The 20250-nt window shown below is 71.8% G+C and carries 16 protein-coding genes; 7 read left to right on the plus strand and 9 right to left on the minus strand.

Going from position 1 to position 20250, the window contains the following annotated elements:
* Nucleotides 1–46: 46 nt before the first annotated feature.
* On the minus strand, nt 47–1213 hold the full coding sequence (locus tag MM440_RS05755; protein ID WP_241443308.1) for an acetyl-CoA hydrolase/transferase family protein: 1167 nt from the start codon (nt 1211–1213) through the stop codon (nt 47–49).
* Nucleotides 1214–1383: 170 nt separating this feature from the next.
* On the opposite strand from MM440_RS05755, the gene MM440_RS05760 reads away from it, so the two are divergent.
* From MM440_RS05760 to MM440_RS05775, 4 genes are all read left to right on the plus strand, one after another.
* Complete coding sequence (locus tag MM440_RS05760) at nt 1384–1941, plus strand: DUF4916 domain-containing protein (RefSeq protein WP_241443309.1); 558 nt, start codon at nt 1384–1386, stop codon at nt 1939–1941.
* Nucleotides 1942–2022: 81 nt separating this feature from the next.
* On the plus strand, nt 2023–4749 hold the full coding sequence (locus MM440_RS05765) for a multicopper oxidase domain-containing protein (protein ID WP_241443312.1): 2727 nt from the start codon (nt 2023–2025) through the stop codon (nt 4747–4749).
* Between the two features lie 77 nt (nt 4750–4826).
* Entirely contained in the window at nt 4827–6005 is a 1179-nt protein-coding gene (locus MM440_RS05770; RefSeq protein WP_241443314.1) for a benzoate/H(+) symporter BenE family transporter, read from the plus strand.
* Between the two features lie 78 nt (nt 6006–6083).
* On the plus strand, nt 6084–7616 hold the full coding sequence (locus MM440_RS05775; protein ID WP_241443316.1) for an AMP-binding protein: 1533 nt from the start codon (nt 6084–6086) through the stop codon (nt 7614–7616).
* 21 nt (nt 7617–7637) lie between these two features.
* On the opposite strand, the gene MM440_RS05780 is transcribed toward MM440_RS05775, so the two are convergent.
* Both MM440_RS05780 and MM440_RS05785 read right to left on the minus strand, forming a co-directional pair.
* On the minus strand, nt 7638–8684 hold the full coding sequence (locus MM440_RS05780) for a zinc-dependent alcohol dehydrogenase family protein (protein WP_241443318.1): 1047 nt from the start codon (nt 8682–8684) through the stop codon (nt 7638–7640).
* A 16-nt stretch (nt 8685–8700) separates the two neighbouring features.
* The gene (locus MM440_RS05785) at nt 8701–9492 is read right to left on the minus strand and encodes a lysophospholipid acyltransferase family protein (protein WP_241443320.1); all 792 of its coding nucleotides are present in this window, start codon (nt 9490–9492) and stop codon (nt 8701–8703) included.
* Nucleotides 9493–9555: 63 nt separating this feature from the next.
* Between MM440_RS05785 and valS the strand changes: the two genes are divergently transcribed.
* Both valS and MM440_RS05795 read left to right on the plus strand, forming a co-directional pair.
* Nucleotides 9556–12216, plus strand: a complete 2661-nt coding sequence (gene valS / locus MM440_RS05790) for a valine--tRNA ligase (RefSeq protein ID WP_241443322.1) — start codon at nt 9556–9558, stop codon at nt 12214–12216.
* A gap of 17 nt (nt 12217–12233) precedes the next feature.
* Nucleotides 12234–12794, plus strand: coding sequence for a dihydrofolate reductase family protein (locus MM440_RS05795; RefSeq protein ID WP_241443324.1), 561 nt, complete (start codon nt 12234–12236; stop codon nt 12792–12794).
* A gap of 4 nt (nt 12795–12798) precedes the next feature.
* On the opposite strand, the gene MM440_RS05800 is transcribed toward MM440_RS05795, so the two are convergent.
* The 5 genes from MM440_RS05800 to MM440_RS05820 all read right to left on the minus strand — a co-directional run bounded on the left by MM440_RS05800 (nt 12799) and on the right by MM440_RS05820 (nt 17946).
* Nucleotides 12799–13428, minus strand: coding sequence for a hypothetical protein (locus MM440_RS05800; protein WP_241443326.1), 630 nt, complete (start codon nt 13426–13428; stop codon nt 12799–12801).
* 90 nt (nt 13429–13518) lie between these two features.
* Nucleotides 13519–14808 (minus strand): ATP-dependent Clp protease ATP-binding subunit ClpX, encoded by a 1290-nt coding sequence (clpX, locus tag MM440_RS05805; protein ID WP_241443328.1) that lies wholly within the window; start codon nt 14806–14808, stop codon nt 13519–13521.
* A gap of 436 nt (nt 14809–15244) precedes the next feature.
* Nucleotides 15245–15904 carry an ATP-dependent Clp protease proteolytic subunit gene (locus tag MM440_RS05810; protein ID WP_241443329.1) on the minus strand — a complete coding sequence of 220 codons (660 nt, stop codon included), beginning with the start codon at nt 15902–15904 and terminating at the stop codon, nt 15245–15247.
* A 43-nt stretch (nt 15905–15947) separates the two neighbouring features.
* Nucleotides 15948–16562, minus strand: a complete 615-nt coding sequence (locus MM440_RS05815; RefSeq protein ID WP_241443331.1) for a ClpP family protease — start codon at nt 16560–16562, stop codon at nt 15948–15950.
* A gap of 115 nt (nt 16563–16677) precedes the next feature.
* A complete protein-coding gene (locus MM440_RS05820) occupies nt 16678–17946 on the minus strand; it encodes an MFS transporter (protein ID WP_241443333.1) in 1269 nt (422 codons plus the stop codon).
* 44 nt (nt 17947–17990) lie between these two features.
* Here MM440_RS05820 and MM440_RS05825 point away from each other — a divergent pair, with 44 nt between their 5' ends.
* Nucleotides 17991–19037 (plus strand): LacI family DNA-binding transcriptional regulator, encoded by a 1047-nt coding sequence (locus tag MM440_RS05825; RefSeq protein ID WP_241443335.1) that lies wholly within the window; start codon nt 17991–17993, stop codon nt 19035–19037.
* A gap of 121 nt (nt 19038–19158) precedes the next feature.
* On the opposite strand, the gene MM440_RS05830 is transcribed toward MM440_RS05825, so the two are convergent.
* Nucleotides 19159–20250 (minus strand): trigger factor (locus tag MM440_RS05830; protein WP_338155609.1); only part of this gene is annotated, 1092 nt, incomplete at its 5' end.

Raw genomic sequence — 20250 nt, forward strand, 5'->3', positions numbered from 1 at the left:
TCAGCCCGGCGTCGGTGCGCGTCGCGACGCGCGACGTGACCCGCTGCTAGACCCCAACCAGCTCGCGGGCCGCCTCCCGCAGCAGCGGCCGGGCGTCGGGGTGGGCGGCGTGCTCGATCAGGTTGTGCCGCTGCTCGGCCTCGGGGTGCCCGAAGACCTCGGCCACCCCCTGCTCGGTGATGACGGCCGAGTGCTGGAAGGAGGTCACGGGCTCCTCGAGCCGCGGCACGATCGTCGAGGTGCCGGTCTTGGGGTGGATCGAGCGCAGCGCCATCAGCGCCTGGCCGCCGCGGCTGTGCAGCGCCCCCACGATGAAGTCGGTCTGTCCCCCGAAGCCCGAGTAGACCCGCCCGCGCACCCGCGAGGCGTTCGCCTGCCCGAGCAGGTCGATCTGCAGGGCGGTGTTGATGCTGGTCAGCTGCGGCTGGCGGGCGATGACGCCCGGGTTGTTGACCACCTCGGTCCGCCGCATGACCACGCGTGGGTTGAGGTGCATCCACTCGTAGAGCTCGGCCGAGCCGACGACGAAGGACCCGACGATGTCCCGGCGCGAGTCCAGGGCGCCCGCCCGCTCGAGCCGCAGCACGCCGTCGGAGAACATCTCGGACCAGATCCCGAGGTGGCGGCGCGCGGCGAGCCCGGGCAGGGTCGCATCGGGCGCCGCCCCGATCCCGAGCTGCAGCGTCGCGCCGTCTGCGACCCGCGCCGCCGTGAGCTCGCCGATCCGCACGAAGTCCGGCGAGGGGTCTACGGTCGGCAGGTCCGGGAGGGCCAACGGCAGGTCGGACTCGTAGAGCGCGTCGAAGTCGGTAACGTCGAGCTCGCCGTCCCCGAAGGTGTAGGGCATCGCGGCGTTGACCTGGCCGAGCACGAGCGCCCCTCTGGCCCGGGCAGACTCGATGGCCGCGACCATGGTCATGACCTCGATGCCGAGCGACACCCGCCCGTTGCGAGGCGGCGACACGTGCGCGAGGACGATGTCCGGCGCGAACGTCGAGTCGAACAGGTAGGGGACCAACGAGAGCCGGCACGGCGTGTAGCGCAACCCCGGCAGGCCGCGCACGCCCGGCCCGATGAACACGGTCTCGTGCTCCACCCCTGCACGGACCGGGACGCCGGGTGAGGCATTGATGATGTTGAGCCGGTAGGTGTCGAGCTCGTCGTCCACGAGGCCGAGCAGGGCGAGCGGCGCCACGGAGGCCCCTGACGACACGACCCGAGGGTGCGCGGGTGCGCGTCGGATCAGGGCTCTGACCTGGGCTTCGTCCGTCACGGGCATGTCCTCATGGTCTCAGGTGGCCTCGATCGGGTCCCACCCGGGGCCGCCAACTCGTGATGCAATGGCGCCATGACGACTCCCCCGCTGCACCCCGCCCCCGCGCCATGACCCGTCGGGACGGCCTGGACGCGGCCGACGTCGAGACGAACTCCTCCTGGCTCGGCCACGACGAGCTCCAGCAGGCTCGCGATCGCCTCCCGATCCTCTACGTCGACATCGTGCCGGTGCGGCTGGACCATCGCGGCGAGCTGCAGGCGGTCGGCACCCTGCTGCGCATGTCCGAGGACTCGGGCGTCAACCGTGAGCTGGTGAGCGGACGGGTGCTCTACCACGAGCGGCTGCGGGACGCCCTGCTGCGGCACATCGAGAAGGACCTCGGCCCGATGGCGCTGCCCCGGATCCCCGCCTCACCGCAGCCCTTCACGGTCGCCGAGTACTTCCCGACGCCCGGCGTCACGCCCTTCCACGACGCGCGCCAGCACGCGGTGGCGCTCGCCTACGTCGTCGCGGTGCAGGGCGACTGCCGGCCCTCGCAGGACGCCCTCGACCTGGTCTGGCTCTCGCCGCTCGAGCTCGCCGACGCGGCCATCCTCAGCGAGTTCGGCCGCGGCCACGGCACCCTGCTGCGCCAGGCCCTCGCCCACCTGGGTCAGGCCATCTGAGGCGGGTTCGCCAACGCTCATCCTTTTTATTACCGTCTACGTCATGCAAATAGCTGAGCTGGGGCGGGCGGCGGAGCGACGATGAGCGCCCGGGGGCCGTGGCCGCTGCGTGACCGGCCGGTGGTGGTCTGGCTGCTCGCCGCGTTCCTGGTCAGCCTGGTGCACCGCTTCCTGCCGGAGTCCCGGTGGCTGATGGTGCACCTGGTGCTGCTGGGAGCCGTGACGCACTCGATCGTCGTGTGGAGCACCCACTTCGCCGAGGCCCTGCTGAAGCCGGGGCCGGAGGCCTTCCCCCGCGAGCGCCAGTCGCGTCAGCTGCTGCTGGTCGACGTCGGCGCCCTGGTGGTGCTGCTCACCGTGCCGTTCGGGCAGTGGCACGCGGCCGCGCTCGGCGGCACCCTCGTCGCCGCCGGAGCCCTCTGGCACGGGGTAGACCTCGCGCGGGCCTTGCGGGCGAGCGTCGGGCCACGCTTCGCGACAGCCGTGCGCTACTACGTGGCCGCGGCGGCGCTGCTGCCGGTGGGCATCACCTACGGTGTGCTGCTCGCCACCGGGCCGGGCGAGGAGCTGCGTGGCCGCCTGCTCGTCGCGCACACGATGATCAACCTGCTCGGCTGGGTGGGCCTGTCGGTCGTCGGGACGCTGCTGACCCTGTGGCCCACGATGCTGCGCACCCGGATGAGCCCGCGGGCCGAGCGGCTCACCACCCTCGCCCTGCCGGTCCTCGTCGCCGCGGTGGCCCTCGTCGCCGTCGGTGCCACGCTGGGGCTGGTCAGGGTCGCGGCGGCCGGGCTCGTGGTCTACGGGATCGGGCTGGCGACGACGTGGGTCGCCGGCATCGAGACCGCCGTGCGCAAGCCGCCCACCGAGCTCGCCACCTGGTCGGTGGCGTTCGGCCAGGCGTGGCTCGGCGCGGGCCTGGCGCTGCTGGTCGTCACGCTGCTGCGGCACGGCTCGTTCGCTCCGATGGGTGGGGACTACGGGCTGGTGACCACGATCTTCGCCGTGGGATTCGCGCTGCAGACCGTCATCGGCGCCTCGACCCACCTGCTGCCGGCCGTCCTCGGCGGCGGTCCGGCCGTGGCGCGCGCCATGCGCGAGCGGCTCGAGCGCTGGGGCATCGCGCGGGTCGTGATCACCAACCTCGGCCTGCTGATCTGCCTGCTGCCGGTGCCCAGCCTGGTGCGCGCCGCCGTGTCCGTGCTCGTCGAGCTGGCTCTGGTCGCGTTCCTGCCGCTGCTGATCGTGGCGCTGCGAAAAGGGCTGCAGATCAAGCGATCTGGCGTTCCGGTCGAGATCACGCCCCGAGCCGACCTCGCGCCTCGCGCCGACCTCGCGCCTCGCACCGACCTCGCACCTCGCGCGGGGGCCGGCTCGCCCTCGGTGAGCGGCGGGCTGCGCGGAGCCCTGGCGGGCGCCTTGGCACTCGTCGTGGTGGCCGGCGTCGGCGTGGCCCTGGACCCGACCGCTGCCGGCCTCGTCGGGCGCCGCGCCAGCACGGTGGCGGCCACCGGGCACACGACCGCCGTCACGGTCACGGCGCGCGACATGCGCTTCGACCCCGCCACCGTCTCGGTGCCGCTCGGCGACCGGCTGGTCATCACCGTTGTCAACGCGGACCCGACCAACGTGCACGACCTGGTGATCGAGAACGGCGCGACGTCCGGTCGGCTCGGGCCGGGCGAACGCACGCAGGTCGACGTCGGGGTCGTCGACGGGCCGATGGACGCCTGGTGCTCGGTGATCGGTCACCGCCAGATGGGCATGACCCTGCGCATCGTCACCACCGGCGGCGACGGCACCAGCACGGCCAGCAGCGCCAACAGCACCGGTAGCGCCCACGGCGGCCACCAGCCGGGCGCGGCGGGGGCAGCGGGCGCGGCGGGCACGGCCGGCAGCGCCGGCAGCGGAGCCGCGGCCGATCTCGACTTCTCGCGCGCACCCACACCGGGCGCGCCCGTGCACGACGCGGTGCTGCCACCGCTCGGCAGCGAGCGGGTGCACCGGCTGACCCTCACCGTGGAGGAGGTCGTCGTCGAGGTCTCGCCCGGTGTCCGGCAGAAGCGCTGGACCTACAACGGCTCTACACCCGGGCCGACGCTGCACGGACGCGTCGGTGACGTCTTCGAGGTCACCCTGGTCAACAAGGGGTCGATGGGTCACTCGATCGACTTCCACGCGAGCAACCTCGCGCCCGACGGGCCGATGCGCACGATCGCGCCGGGTCAGTCGCTCGTCTACCGCTTCACCGCCGAGCGCGCCGGCATCTGGATGTATCACTGCTCCACCATGCCCATGTCGGCACACATCGCCGCGGGCATGACCGGCGCGGTCGTCATCGAGCCCCCCGGGCTGCCGGCGGTCGCCCGCTCCTACCTGCTCGTGCAGTCCGAGGTCTACCTCGGCGCCCAGGACGGCGAGGTCGACGCCGACAAGGTGAGCGCCGAGACCCCGGACGCCGTGGTGTTCAACGGCATCGCCAACCAGTACGACCACCACCCGCTGCCCGCGAAAGTCAGTGAGCGCGTGCGGATCTGGGTGCTCGACAGCGGCCCCAGCCGCAGCAGCTCCTTCCACGTGGTCGGGGGCCAGTTCGACACGGTCTACCACGAGGGCGGCTACCTGCTGAAGGACGGCCGGGACGCCTTCGGCGGACGGGACGGTGGCGCGCAGGCGCTCGGGCTGCAGGCCGCCCAGGGCGGGTTCGTCGAGCTGACCTTCCCCGAGCCGGGCCACTACCCGTTCGTCTCGCACGTCATGGCCGACGCCGAGCGGGGTGCGCACGGACGCTTCGCCGTCACCCGCTGACTCTCGACGGGGTCGGCGCACTACCCTCGACCCATGAGCGCCGTGGACGACTACCTGACCGAGTGGGGCCCCACCGCATGAAGCACGCCGTCCTCGCCGGGATCGTCTGTGCCCTGGTGGGATTCACCTCGTCGTTCGCGGTCGTGCTGAGTGGTCTGCGCGCCGTGGGGGCCACGCCCGAGCAGGCCGCCTCGGGGCTGCTCGCCCTCTGCCTGACGATGGGTCTGGGCTGCGTGGTCTTCTCCTGGCGGCTGCGGATGCCGATCACGATGGCGTGGTCGACCCCGGGAGCCGCACTGCTGGCGGCCGCCGCGGCGCCGCACGGTGGATTCCCTACAGCAGTAGGCACTTTCGTCGTCGTGGGTGTGCTTCTGGCCCTCTGCGGGCTGATCCGTCCGCTGGGCGACCTGGTCGCCCGCATCCCCACCGCGCTGGCCCAGGCGATGCTCGCGGGCGTCCTGCTGACCCTCTGCGTCGCGCCGTTCCGCGCGCTCTCGCACTCCCCCGCCGCCATCGCCCCGGTCGTCCTGACCTGGCTCGCGTTCGTCGCAGCCCGGTCACGCTGGGCCGTCCCGGCCGCGCTCGTCGCCGCCGCCGGGGTCATGGTCGTCACCGGCACGTTCAGCCACGTGCCCGCCGGCTCCGCCCGCCCAGTGGTAGACCTCGTGGCACCGACCTTCAGCCTCCCGGCGATCGTGGCGCTGGGTCTACCCCTGTTCCTCGTGACCATGACCTCCCAGAACATCCCGGGCATGGCGGTGCTGGGCTCGTTCGGCTACCGCCCCGACTTCCGCGGGCCGCTCACCTACGCCGGCGCGGCGACCAGTCTCGGAGCTCTGGCCGGCGGCCACGCCATCAACCTGGCCGCCATCTCGGCGGCCCTCGCCGCTGGACCGGAGGCACACCCCGACCCGCGCAAGCGGTGGGTCGCCGGCGTCTCGTGGGGCCTCACCTATCTGGCCTTCGGCCCGCTGGCCGGCCTGGTGGCGGCCGTGGCCGAGGCCACGCCCGACGGGATCGTCGAGACCGTGGCCGGGCTCGCCCTGATCGGCACCTTCGCCGGGGCCGCGAGCGCCGCCCTCGGGTCGGCCGCACACCGCGACGCGGCCGCGATCACCGTGCTGGTCTCCGCGTCGGGGCTCGCCGTCGGCGGGATCGGCGCGGCCTTCTGGGGGCTCGTGGCCGGCGGGCTCTACCTGATCGCGACGAGCGGACGCGGTCGGCCCCCCGCACGCCACCGACCGACCACCCGCTAGCCTGGCCCTACCTCGTCGTCAAGGCCGACCGTCCCGGGGCGGCTGCGGCGACCTCGCTCACGCCACCGGAGGCCGGCCATGCTCGTCCCGCTCACCGTCAACGACTTCATCCGCCGCGCCGAGCTGGTCTACGGCGAGCGCGTCGGGGTGATCGACGAGCCCGACCAGCCGGCTCCCTCGCTCGGTGAGCTGACCTACCGCGAGCTCGCGGCGAAGGCCCGGGCCATGGCGGCGGCGATGGAGCGGCTCGGCGTCGGCGAGGGTGACCGGGTGGCCATCGCGTCGCACAACAGCGCCCGCCTGCTCACGGCGTTCTTCGGGATCAGCGGCTACGGGCGGGTGCTCGTGCCGATCAACTTCCGGCTCTCGCGCGACGAGGTCGCCTACATCGTCGGTCACAGCGGCGCCAAGGTCCTGTTCGTCGACCCAGAGATCAAGGACGCGCTGTTCGACATCGACGTCGAGCACCTGTTCGTCATCGGCGAGGACGAGCACCTCTTCGACGAGAGCGCCGAGCCGACCCCGTGGTCCGCGCCGGACGAGAACGCCACCGCGACCATCAACTACACGTCCGGCACGACGGCCCGGCCCAAGGGTGTGCAGCTGACCCACCGCAACCTGTGGACCAACGCCACGACGTTCGGCCTGCACCTCGGCGTGAGCGACCGCGACGTCTACCTGCACACGCTCCCGATGTTCCACGCCAACGGCTGGGGCATGCCCTTCGTCACGACCGGGATGGGCGTCCCGCAGGTCGTGCTGCGCAAGGTTGACGGCGCCGAGATCCTGCGCCGCGTCGAGAAGTTCGGCGTCACCGTGCTGTGCGCCGCTCCCGCCGTGGTCGCCGCCGTGCTCGACGCGGCCGAGCAGTGGGACGGCCCGATCCCCGGTCGCGACCGGGTGCGCATCGTCGTCGCGGGCGCCCCGCCGCCGTCCAAGACCATCGCCCGCGTGGAGCGCGAGCTGGGCTGGGAGTTCGTCCAGATCTACGGGCTGACCGAGACCTCGCCGCTGCTGACGATCAACCGGTCGCGCGCCGAGTGGGACGACCTGTCGGTCGAGGACCGCGCGGTCCGGCTGATGCGGGCGGGCAGCCCCGCGATCGGCGTGGACCTGTCGTTCGACCCCGAGGGCGAGGTGCTCGCGCGCTCCAACGTCGTGCTCGAGGGCTACTGGGACAACCCGCAGGAGTCGGAGCGCTGCCTCGCGGGTGGCTGGTTCCACACCGGCGACGGGGGCAGCCTCGACGACGAGGGCTACCTGACCATCGCCGACCGGCGCAAGGACGTCATCATCACCGGCGGCGAGAACGTCTCGTCGATCGAGGTCGAGGACGCGATCTTCTCCCACCCCGACGTCGCCGAGGTCGCCGTCATCGGTGTGCCGAGCGAGAAGTGGGGCGAGACGATCCTCGCGCTCGTCGTGCGCCGGGAGGGCTCGACGCTCACCGAGCAGGACGTGATCGACCACTGCAAGGCACGGGTCGCGCGCTACAAGGCGCCGTCGATCGTGGAGTTCCGCGACGGGCTGGACCGCACCGCCACCGGCAAGCTGCAGAAGTTCAAGCTGCGCGCGCCGTACTGGGCCGACCGTGACCGCAAGGTCAACTGACGCCGACGACTGCACTGACGGCTACGAGCGGGGCGTCACCACGGTGATGCTCCGCCCCGAGCTGGCCGGGTCGCTCATCGCCATCAGCGCGGCCGGCGCGTCGTCGAGCCCGACGACCCGGCCGACCAGGCGGTCGAGCGGCACGGCGCCGGAGGCGACCAGCTCGAGCATGGCCGGGTAGTCCGCCGCCGCGAGGCCGTGCGTGCCGTAGATCTCGAGCTCCTCGGCGATGACCCGGTCCATCGGGATGGGCGGCGTCGCGTCGTCGCCGAGGAGCAGCCCCGCCTGGACGTGCCGGCCGCGGCGACGCAGCGACCAGACGCACGCGGCCGCCACGGTCGGCGACCCGATCGCGTCGATCGTCGCGTGGGCACCGCCCCCGGTGATGGAGCGCACGGCGGCCGCGGCGTCGCTCGTCTCGGCGGAGCTCACGGTGGCGGCGGCACCCAGGGCGACGGCGCGCTCGAGCGCGGCGACACTCACGTCGACCGCCACCACGCGAGCGCCGAGCGCGACACCGATCAGCAGCGCCGACAGCCCCACCCCGCCGAGCCCGTAGACCGCGAGCCACTGCCCGCGGGCCAGCCGGGCGTGCGTCACGAGGGCGCGGTAGGCCGTGGCGAACCGGCAGCCGAGCGCGGCACCGGTGACGTCGCTGATGGCGTCGGGCAGGGCGACGAGGTTGAGGTCGGCCTCGTGCAGCGCCACCTGCGCGGCGAAGCTGCCCGGCCCGGTGAAGCCGGGTTGCGTCTGGTCGGGGCACACCTGCGGCTCGCCCGCGAGGCACCACTCGCACCGGCCGCAGCCGCAGACGAACGGCACGGTCACCCGGTCGCCCACGTGCCAGCGCCGGACCTGCTCCCCGACCTGCGCGACCACGCCGACGAGCTCGTGGCCGGGGACGTGCGGGAGGTCGACCGGGTCCTCGCCGCGCCAGGCGTGCCAGTCCGAGCGGCACACCCCGGTCGCGAGGACGTCGACGACGACACCGCGGGGCGGGCAGGTGGGCGCGGCGACGTCGCGGACCTGCGGGGTCGCGCCGTAGCCGTCGTAGACGACCGCTCGCATCGAGGCGACCTGCTCCTCAGCCGAGCTCGGGCCGGGCGGCGTCGATCGCGTCGGCCTCGGCGCGGGTCGGGGCCGCGCCACCGAGGCGCGCCGGGACCAGGTGCCGCTCGGCGTCGGGGATGGGCGGGTACTCCGCCTGCAGCGCGTGGACCATCTGGGTCATCCGCTCCTGCAGCTGCACCGAGGCCTCGTCGGTGTTGGCCTTGCGCTCGATGTGGATGGGCTCGGACACCGCGATGTAGATCGGGGTGTTGGTGCGCCCGAGCCGCTTCTTGTAGCCCTTGGTCCACACCCGCTGCGCGCCCCACATCGCCACGATGATGACCGGCGCGCCGGTCATCTGGGCCATCCGCACGGCGCCGGACTTGAACGCCTTGGGCTCGAACGACAGCGAGATGGTCGCCTCGGGGAAGACGCCGACGAGCTCGCCGTTCTTGAGCGCCGCGAGCGCCGCGCGGAAGGACGCGGCCCCGGCCTGACGGTCTACGGGGATGTGGCCCATCGCGCGCATGAGCGGGCCGGCGACCTTGTGGTCGAAGACCGACGCCTTGCACATGAAGCGGACCAGCCGGCGCTTGGGCAGCGCTGCGAAGCCCGCGTAGGTGTAGTCGAGGTAGCTCGTGTGGTTCATCAGGATGACCGCCGGGCCCTCGTCCGGGATGTTCTCGGCGCCCTGGACGTGGAAGTCCAGCCCCTGGGCGGCGAACATCGTCCGACCGAGGCCCACCACCGGCCAGTAGACCGGCTCCGCCCGGAGCCTCTCGACGACCTTCGCGGCCCGGTCCTTCACGCTCGCCTTCGCCTGCATGGTGCCCACTCTAGGCGTGAACCGATTCGCTCGCGGGGCGCGCCCTCTGGGACAATCGCGCGCATGACCAACGACACGACTCGCACCACCGTCCCGGAGAAGCCGTCGCTCGACGGCCTGGAGGACAAGTGGTCGGTCGTATGGCGCGACCAGGGCACCTACCGGTTCGACCGGGCCAAGGCGATGGACCTGCCGCGCGAGCAGATCTGGGCGATCGACACCCCGCCACCCACGGCGTCGGGCTCGCTGCACCTCGGTCACGTGTTCGGCTACACCCAGGCCGACTGCATCGCGCGCTACAAGCGGATGTCCGGCTTCGAGGTGTTCTACCCGATCGGCTGGGACGACAACGGTCTGCCGACCGAGCGCCGCGTGCAGAACTACTACGGCGTGCGCGGCGACGCGACGCGGCACCACGACCCGTCGTTCGTGCCGCCCCTCGAGGGGGCCGAGGGCAAGTCGGTCAAGGCGGCCGACCAGGTGCCGATCAGCCGGCAGAACTTCATCGAGCTGTGCGACATCCTCACCGTCAAGGACGAGGAGACCTTCGAGGAGACCTTCCGCCGGCTCGGGCTGTCGCTCGACTGGGACGTGCAGTACCGCACCATCGACGACCACTCCCGGGCCACCGCCCAGCAGGCGTTCCTGCGCAACCTCGCCCGTGGCGAGGCCTACCAGGCCGAGGCGCCGGGGCTGTGGGACGTCACCTTCCAGTCCGCCGTCGCCCAGGCCGAGCTCGAGGCGCGGGACTACCCGGGCGCCTACCACCGGGTGTCCTTCCACGCCGGCGGGGCTGGGGCCGGGGCGGGGGCCGACGCCGAGAAGGTCTACATCGAGACGACGCGGCCCGAGCTGCTCCCCGCGTGCGTGGCGCTGGTCGCCCACCCCGACGACGAGCGCTACCAGCCGCTGTTCGGCAGCACCGTCACCTCGCCGCTGTTCGGCGTCGAGGTGCCGGTCGTCGCGCACCCCGCGGCCGAGATGGACAAGGGCGCCGGCATCGCCATGTGCTGCACCTTCGGTGACCTCACCGACGTGCAGTGGTGGCGCGAGCTGCAGCTGCCGACCCGCTCGGTCATCACCCGCAACGGCCGCATCCAGGCCGAGACGCCGGCGTGGCTCACCGCCGAGGCGGGGCGGGAGGTCTACGAGCAGATGGCGGGCAAGACGACGCACTCCGCGCGCGAGGCCGTGGTCGCTGCGCTGCGCGAGTCCGGCGACCTCGACGGCGAGCCGAAGAAGACCCAGCGCAAGGCCAACTTCTTCGAGAAGGGCGACAAGCCGCTCGAGATCGTCACCTCGCGCCAGTGGTACATCAAGAACGGCGGTCGCGACCTGGCGCTGCGCGAGCAGCTGCTGCAGCGCGGTCAGGAGCTCGCCTTCCACCCCGGCTTCATGCGCTCGCGCTACGACAACTGGGTGGGCGGCCTCAACGGCGACTGGCTGGTCTCGCGGCAGCGCTTCTTCGGCGTCCCGATCCCGGTGTGGTACGCCGTGGGGGCCGACGGTGAGATCGACTGGGAGACAAGGATTCTCCCCACCGAGGACCAGCTCCCCGTAGACCCTGCGGCACAGCCCGCGCCCGGCTACGAGAAGTCCCAGCGCGGCCAGGCTGGCGGCTTCGTCGGCGACCAGGACGTCATGGACACCTGGGCGACGTCGTCGCTGACCCCGCAGATCGCGGCGGGGTGGCGCGCCGGCGGGCAGGGCTCGGACCCGGCGCTGTTCGCCAAGATCTTCCCGTTCGACCAGCGCCCCCAGGGGCACGACATCATCCGCACCTGGCTGTTTGCGACCGTGGTGCGCGCGCACCTCGAGCACGACTCGCTGCCCTGGACCGACGCCACCATCAACGGCTGGATCCTCGACCCCGACCGCAAGAAGATGAGCAAGTCCAAGGGCAACGCCACCACGCCCATCGACCTGCTGAAGCAGCACGGCACCGACGCCATCCGCTACTGGGCCGGGGCCGCTCGGCTCGGCACCGACACCGCGCTCGACGAGGCGCAGATGAAGGTCGGGCGTCGCCTCGCCATCAAGCTGCTCAACGCGAGCAAGTTCGCCCTGTCCTTCGGCGAGGTCTCCGGCGACCTGGCCGAGCAGGTCACCGAGCCGGTCGACCAGGCGATGCTGGCCACTCTGGCGCGGGTCGTCGAGTCGGCGACCGCCGGATACGAGGCGATGGACTACACCCGGGCGCTGGAGGCGACCGAGTCCTTCTTCTGGACGTTCTGCGACGACTACATCGAGCTCGTCAAGGACCGGGCGCACGGCGGTCGTGACGAGGCCGGTGCCGCCTCGGCGCGCGCGGCCCTGCGGATCGCGCTCGACGTGATGCTGCGCCTGTTTGCCCCGGTGCTCGTCTACAGCACCGAGGAGGTGTGGAGCTGGTTCCGCACCGGCTCGGTGCACCGCCAGCCGTGGCCGACCGCCGACGAGCTGAAGTCCTTTGCCGCTCAAGGCGACTCGGCGCTGCTGACGGACGTGTCCAACGCCCTGATCGGCGTCCGCAAGGCCAAGTCCGAGGCCAAGGTCGGCATGCGCTCGCAGATCACCGCGATGACGCTCACCGCCCCCGCGTCGGTGGTCGAGCGCATCCGCCGGGCCGAGGCCGACCTGCGCGCCACCGGCAACATCTCGGGGCTGACCTACGCCGAGGGCGGCACCGACGTGGCCGTCACCGACGTCGAGCTGATCCCGGCCGAGAAGCGGGCCCGCGTCTAGCCGGCAGGAGCCAGGGCATGGGACGACTCGTCTACACCAGCATCGGATCGCTCGACGGCTTCGTCGCGGACGAGCACGGCGACTTCGACTGGTCGGCGCCGGACGAGGAGGTCCACGCCTACCTCAACGAGCGGGAGCGGCCGGTGACGGTGGAGCTCTACGGGCGACGGCTCTACGAGGTGCTGAAGGTGTGGGAGACCTACGGCGAGTCACCCGAGGCGATGCCGGTCGAGCGGGACTACGGCGAGCTGTGGCGGTCGCGGGACAAGGTCGTCTACTCCCGCTCCCTGGCGAGCGTCGACACGACCAGGACCCGGCTGGAGCGCACCTTCGACCCAGTGGCGGTGCGACGACTCGTCGACGAGGCGGACGGCCAGGTAGGCATTGGCGGCCCGGAGCTGGCCGCCCACGCGTTGCGCGCAGGGATCGTTGATGGGATCGAGTACTACGCCAACCCGATCGTCGTCGGCAGCGGCACACCCTGGCTGCCGCGGGACGTGCGGATCGGCCTACGACTCGTGGACCAGCACGAGTTCGGTTGCGGCGTGGTGCATCTCGCGTACGACGTGGTGCGCTGACCGATCAGCGCCCGGGCGCGACCACCAGCCAGGGCACCGGCCAGCCGGCCCCGGCGAGGTGGTCGGTCGCCAACGCGTCGGGCGGCAGCGACGACACCGTGCCACTGCTCGGCTCGTAGACATCGAGGCCGGAGCCGTCGTCGTCGGGGACGAGCAGCGTGACGTGGCGGGGCAACAACGCGTTGCCCGTGTAGAGCAGGGCGGGGCGCCTGGTCGACACGCGCTTCTCCAGCTGCGCCTGGACGGCGATCCGCTCGTCCCGGGACCGGCCACGCAGCCGGACGACTCGGTAGGACCACAGCGAACTCCCTGTGGCAGAAGCCAGCTCGCGTAGAGCGGCCCACGGCGCTGTGCCCCAGAACTTCGGCCACGGCAGCTGCGGGATCAACCGCCAGGAGCTCCCCGGGAGGGCGCGCGCCGTGCGGTCACGCACCACCTGCTCGTAGGCGGCGAACCGCTCCCCCGCCGTGGCGAGCCCGTCCAGACCGGGCGCCGGCGGCCGACGCGCGGCCCCGCTGCGCACCCACTCGGCGAACTGCGGGTCAGCCATCATCCGGGCGACGACCAGCGCGGCCGAGCCGCACGTCGTCGGCGTCGACTGACGCAGCGCGACGACGCCACGGTGCAGCCGCAAGGCGGGGTAGGCGTCTCGGTCCCCCCTCGCAGTATCACCCACCCCCGCTGCGGCCGTCCCATGACCGGCGGCGCTGGAGCGGCGCTAGGGCTAGGCGGACTCCTTGCGCGCCCGCTTGGGCAGCGCGTCGTGGCGCACGATGGTGGGGTTGACGTTGGAGAGCACGGTGTCGCGGGTGACGACCACCTTGGCGATCTCGTCGTCGCTCGGCACGTCGAACATCACCGGCAGCAGGATCTCCTCCATGATCGCGCGCAGGCCGCGCGCGCCGATGCCGCGGTCGATGGCCTTGTCGGCGATCGCGTCGATGGCGTCGTCCTCGAAGGTGAGGTCCACGCCGTCGATCTCGAACATCTTGCGGTACTGCTTGACCAGGGCGTTGCGCGGCTCGGTGAGGATGCGCACGAGCGCCGGGCGGTCGAGCTCGTCGACGGTCGCGATGATCGGGAGCCGGCCGATGAACTCGGGGATGAGCCCGAACTTCATCAGGTCGTCGGGGCGCAGCTCGTCGAAGCGCGGGGTGCCCTTCTCGTGGAGCTGGTTGAGCTCGGCGCCGAAGCCGAGGCCCCGCTTGCCCACCCGCTGGCTGATCAGCTGGTCGAGCCCCGCGAACGCGCCACCCACGATGAACAGCACGTTGGTGGTGTCGATCTGGATGAACTCCTGGTGCGGGTGCTTGCGCCCACCCTGCGGCGGCACGCTCGCGGTGGTGCCCTCGAGGATCTTCAGCAGCGCCTGCTGCACGCCCTCGCCGGAGACGTCACGGGTGATCGAGGGGTTCTCGGACTTGCGGGCGATCTTGTCGATCTCGTCGATGTAGATGATGCCCGTCTCGGCCTTCTTGACGTCGTAGTCGGCGGCCTGGATGAGCTTGAGCAGGATGTTCTCGACGTCCTCGCCGACGTAGCCCGCCTCGGTCAGCGCGGTGGCGTCCGCGATGGCGAACGGCACGTTGAGCATCCGCGCCAGGGTCTGGGCGAGGTAGGTCTTGCCGCAGCCCGTGGGCCCGATCAGCAAGATGTTGGACTTGGCGATGTCGACGGTCTCGTCGGACTTCTTGGACCCGACCGACGCGACGGCCTCACCGGCCTGGATGCGCTTGTAGTGGTTGTAGACCGCCACGGCCAGCGCCTTCTTGGCCGACTCCTGCCCGATCACGTAGGACTCGAGGAAGCTGAAGATGTCGCGCGGCTTGGGCAGCTCCTCGAGACCCACCTCGGAGGTCTCGGCGAGCTCCTCCTCGATGATCTCGTTGCACAGGTCGATGCACTCGTCGCAGATGTAGACCCCTGGGCCGGCGATGAGCTTCTTGACCTGCTTCTGGCTCTTGCCGCAGAAGGAGCACTTCAGCAGGTCTCCACCGTCTCCGATGCGGGCCATGTCGAGTCACCTTTCGCGGGGGTAGGACGGGCTCTCGCCCGAGGGACGTCACGAGGCCGAGGCCGGGCCTCGCCGTCCGTCCCCCGACCGTACCGGGGTGCCGCCCTCGGTGCCGACATTTGTCGGGCTCCGACGCCCCGGCACGGCGCGGTTCAGCCAACAGCGCAATCCATCGGCCGACACGATCTACGCGCGTCGAGGGCGCCCCGACCGCGGCAATCTGCGCACGAACCCGTGGGACGCCCACGAACCCGTGACACGCCGCCCTCCCGACCCTGCGCACCTCACGGGATCCTGCGCGAATCACCCCAGCTGGCGTGCAGGCGACCGCCGCAGGCCCAGCCCGGCCAGCAGGCCAGAAGGTCAGAAGGCACACCCCCGGATGCGACAGGGCCCGCACCACCGGACGGCGGTGCGGGCCCAGAGGCGCAGCGGGTCAGTCCTCCAGGGACGCCTTGCGGGTGTTGAGGACGGTGTCGAGCAGGCCGTACTCCTTGGCGCCCTCGGCGGACAAGATCTTGTCGCGCTCGATATCGTCGCGGATCTGCTCAGCCGAGCGGCCGCTGTGCTTGGCCAGGGTGTCCTCGAGCCAGGTGCGCATGCGGAAGATCTCGTTGGCCTGGATCTCGATGTCGGACGCCTGACCGCCACCCTGCTCGACGGCGGGCTGGTGGATGAGGATCCGGCTGTTCGGCAGGGCGAAGCGCTTGCCGGGGGCACCGGCGGCGAGCAGCACCGCGGCGGCCGAGGCGGCCTGACCGAGGCAGAAGGTCTGCACGTCGGGGCGGATGAACTGCATGGTGTCGTAGATCGCGGTCATCGCGGTGAACGAGCCACCGGGGCTGTTGATGTACATCAGGATGTCGCGGTCGGGGTCCTGGGACTCCAGCACCAGCAGCTGGGCGATGATGTCGTCGGCCGACGCGTCGTCCACCTGCACGCCGAGGAAGATGATCCGGTCCTCGAAGAGCTTGGTGTAAGGGTCGGTGCGCTTCATCCCGTAGGACGTGCGCTCCTCGAACTGCGGAAGGATGTAGCGGCTGGTCGGGGTCTGGATGCGCTCCGGAGCGCTACCGCCGAACATGGGGGTCTGCATCAGGGGTTCTCCTGGCTCTGCGTCGTCTCGGCTGCGGATCGGGTCACTCGGGCTTGACGCCCTCGGCGGGCGACTGCGAGGAGCGCTCGATGAGGTGGTCGACGAAGCCGTACTCCAGGGCTTCCTGGGCGGTGAACCAGCGGTCGCGGTCGGAGTCCGCGGTGATCTTCTCGAAGGTCTGACCGGTGTGCTCGGCGATCAGCTCGGCCATCGTGCGCTTCATCGACAAGATGAGCTCGGCCTGGATCTTGACGTCCGTGGCGGTGCCGCCGAGGCCACCGAGCGGCTGGTGCATCAGCACCCGCGCGTGGGGCGTGGCGTAGCGCTTGCCCTTGGTGCCGGCGGACAGCAGGAACTGGCCCATGCTGGCGGCCATGCCCATCGCGACGGTGCACACGTCGTTGGGGATGAGGTTCATGGTGTCGAAGATCGCCATGCCGGCGGTGATCGAGCCGCCCGGGCTGTTGATGTAGAGCCAGATGTCCCGCTCGGGGTCCTCGGCCGACAGCAGCAGCAGCTGGGCGCAGATGGCGTTGGCGTTGTCGTCACGCACGTCCGAGCCCAAGAAGATGATCCGGTCCTTCAGCAGGCGCTGGTAGACGTTGTCGTCCAGCCCGCTCTGCGGAGACTGGCCGGCGTTGGCGGGAGTGGTGCTCACGTGGCTTCCTTATCGTCGTAGACGGTGGGCCGGGCCGGGCCGACCGTCTCCCACGAGCGTGGGGGCGGTCGGCCAGGGGGCCTTGCTACTGACCCTAACGCGTGCGGCCCGGCCGCTACTCCCGCGTGGTGTCCGTGTTCGCCGTGAGCGCAGCGGGCTCGCGCATGACCGGCAGCAGCAGCAGGGCCGGGACGAGCGCCGCGCTGACCACGAGGAAGGCGCGCAGCACGCCGACGTGGTCGCCGAGGAAGCCCAGCAGGGGCGGGCCGGCGAGGAACGCGGTGTAGGAGATCGTGGCCACGACCGACAGGCGCTGCGCGGCCCGGGCGGGCTCGTCCGCCGCCGCGCTCATCCCGACCGGGAAGCCGAGTGAGACGCCGAAGCCCCAGATCGCCGCGCCGATGAAGGCCAGCGGGGTGGTGCCGAAGATGACCAGCAAAGACCCGGCCATGGCGAGCAGGAACATCACGCGCAGGGTGGGCACGCGGCCGTAGCGGTCGAGCAGCTTGACGCCGCTGACGCGCCCCAGGGTCATGAAGGTCAAGAAGGTCGCGAAGCCGAGCACGCCCGCCCAGGCGGGCAGGTGGTAGCCGTCCACGAGGGCTACGGACATCCAGTCGTTGGCCGTGCCCTCGGTGAAGGCGGCGACCATCGTGACGAGACCGACGAGCAGGGTGCGGGGCTCGGTCCAGGCGGAGCGGGCGGAGACTGGCGCGGCCGCCTCTGCGGTCTCGGCCTGCTCGGAGGCAGCCACCTCTTCGGCGGCCTCGACGCCGCGCGGGAGGAACTTGGCCGAGGCCCAGATGTTCGTCGCCACGATGAGGATGGCCCCCACCAGCAGGTGCCAGGAGACGGAGACCTCCAGCTTGGCCATCCCCGCACCGATCAGCGCGCTGACGACGGTGCCGAGCGAGAACGCGGCGTGGAAGTGCGGCATCACCGTCTTGCCCCAGAGGTGCTCGACGGTTGCACCCTCGAGGTTCATCGACACGTCCCAGAAGCCGATGCCGAGACCGATGAGGAACATGCCGGTCGCGACCACGACCGGCGCCCTGAGCAGGTCGGTCGCGAACCCGGCGAGCACCATGCCGAAGCAGCCGATGATCGAGCCGTAGCGCACGGCAGCCTGGGCGCCGATGGCCGGGGTCACCCGACCGGACAGCGGCAGCGCGATCAGCGAGCCGGCCGAGATGAAGAGCAGCAGCAGGCCGAGCTGGCCCGGGGCGAGCCCGAGCTCGTCGCGGACGTTGGGGATCCGGGACGCCCAGGTGGCGAAGGTCGCGCCGTTGAGCGCGAAGACGAGCAGCACGGCGAGGCGGGCCGCGTTGACGCGCGGGCGGCTGATCGCGGGGGCGCCGGTGGGCTGGTCGAGCGAGGAGGACATGACTTCCTAACACCTATCGAATCGTTTCGACTAGTATGGGTCCGGTGAGCCCGAGTCGTCAAAGCCCAGCACCGCGCCATCGCGCCGAGCGCCGACCGACGCTGCGCGACGTGGCCCGGCTGGCCGAGGTCTCGACGTCGACGGCCTCCCTGGTCTTCAGCGGCAAGGGCCCGGTGGCCGATGCCACGCGCACCCGGGTGCTGGCGGCCGCGGAGTCGCTGGGCTACGGCGGCCCCGACCCGGTGGCGGCGTCCCTGCGCACCGGCCGCTCCGGGGTGGTCGCCGTGATCTTCGACAGCTCGATCCAGGAGACCCTGCACGACCCCTACCAGGTCCTCGTGCTGGACGGCGCGGCCAGCGTGTTCGACGAGCTCGGGCTCGGCATGCTCATCATCGGGCGGGTCCGCGACGAGTCGGAGCGCGCCCTCGCGCAGCTCTCGGCGGCACCGATCGACGCCGCGATGTTCTTCAGCTGCGGGCAGGGCCGCCGGAGCGTCGTGGACTCCCTCGCGGCCCGGCAGATCCCGCTCGTCGGCCTCGGCGCACCGCGCGACCCCCGGATCGTCCAGTGCGACATCGACAGTCGCGTCGCCATGCGCCTGGTGGCCGAGCACGTCGCAGGCCTCGGGCACCAGCGGGTCGGCGAGGTGACCCTGCCCGACCTGCAGGCCCCGCACACGGCCGCCCGCCACGCGGCACTGGTCGACGTCTTCGGGTCCGACCTGGTGACGGCCGAGGCCACGCTCTCCGGCGTGGAGAGCGGTGAGCAGGCAGCCCGCGCGCTGCTGGCCGACCCGGTGCACCGCCCGACCGCGATCCTCGCGCACAGCGACCTGCTCGCCGTCGGGGTGATGCAGGCGGCCGAGTCCCTCGGCCTGCGCGTGCCCGAGGACCTGTCCGTCACGGGCTTCGACGGGGTCGACCTGCCGTGGTGGCCCACGCCGCTCACCACCGTCGCCCAGCCCGGGAGCGACAAGGGAGCCCGAGCTGCCCGGCTGGTCCGCGACGGCCTCGCCGGCGAGCCCGGTCGTGACGTCGTGCTCCAGGCGCACCTGGTCGTCGGGGCCACCACGGCGCCGCCCGCGGTGTGACCCACCCCCCTTCACGTAGACCGGCCCGGTCGCCTTCCGTGCGGAAGGTGACCGGGCCGGTCTACGGATCGGCGTGAGCCTGGGCTGGCTGCCTGCTCTTCGCCAGGTGTGCGCGCCTTGCTCAGGCCTTGGCGTCGTCCGCCGACTCGTCGGAGGCGCCCTCGTCAGCGGCGTCCTGGGCGTCGTCGACCTCGTCGAGCGCGACCTCGTCGACGTCGTCGTCCTCGGAGCCGTCCTCGAGCTCGGCGTCCAGCTCGGACAGGTCGACCACGTCGCCGTTGCCGTCCTTGATGGTGACCTTCTCCAGCACGGAGGCGAGCGCCTTGCGGCGGGCGACCTCGGCGACCATCGCGGGCACCTGGCCCTGGCCGTCGAGCAGCTGGGCGAACTGGTTGGGGTCCATGCCGTACTGCTGCGCGGACATCACGAGGTACTCGATGAGCTCCTGCTGACCGACCTGCACGTCCTCCTGCTCGGCGATGGCGTCGAGGAGGAACTGTGCCTTGAGGGCCTCGCGGGTGTTCTTGTCGACCTCGGCGCGGTGCTCCTCGTTGTCGGAGCCGTCCTCGTGGCCGCTGGCGAAGTGCTGCTCGATCTCGGCCTCGACGATGCTCTCGGGCAGCGGGATGTCGATCTCGGTGAGCAGCTGCTCGAGGACCTTGTCGCGCGCCTGGGCGCCCTGCTCGAACTTCTTCTGCGTCGCGGTCTGCTCGGCGACGTCGGCCTTGAGCTCGTCGATCGTGTCGAACTCCGAAGCCAGCTGGGCGAACTCGTCGTCCAGCTCGGGCAGCTGACGCTCCTTGGCGTCCTTGGCGCGACGGGCGGCGTCGGCCATCCGCTGGCAGGTGCCGAGGTCGTGCAGGCGCAGGGCGGTCTTGACTGCCTTGATCTTGCCGACGGCCATGGACAGCGACGAGACGCCGAGGCCGCAGAGCACGAGCGCGAGCAGCGGGTCGCCGCCGGCCTCGCCGCAAACACCGATGGTCTTGCCGGTGATCCGACCGCCGTCGCAGGCCATCTTGATGATGTCGAGCAGCGCCGGCTGCCAGATGCCCAGCAGCCCCGCGAGCTCGCCCTGCATGCGGTTGGCCGCGGCAAAGGTGTACTGCGACAGGTCGTTGGTGCCGAGCGACAGCCCGGCCACGCCGGGGCGCAGCGCGCCCGTGCCGAGGTTGCCGAGCGGTCCGTCGCCGGCCCCGAGCACGACCGGCGT

This window comes from Arsenicicoccus piscis (assembly GCF_022568835.1).
Lineage (GTDB): Bacteria > Actinomycetota > Actinomycetes > Actinomycetales > Dermatophilaceae > Arsenicicoccus > Arsenicicoccus piscis.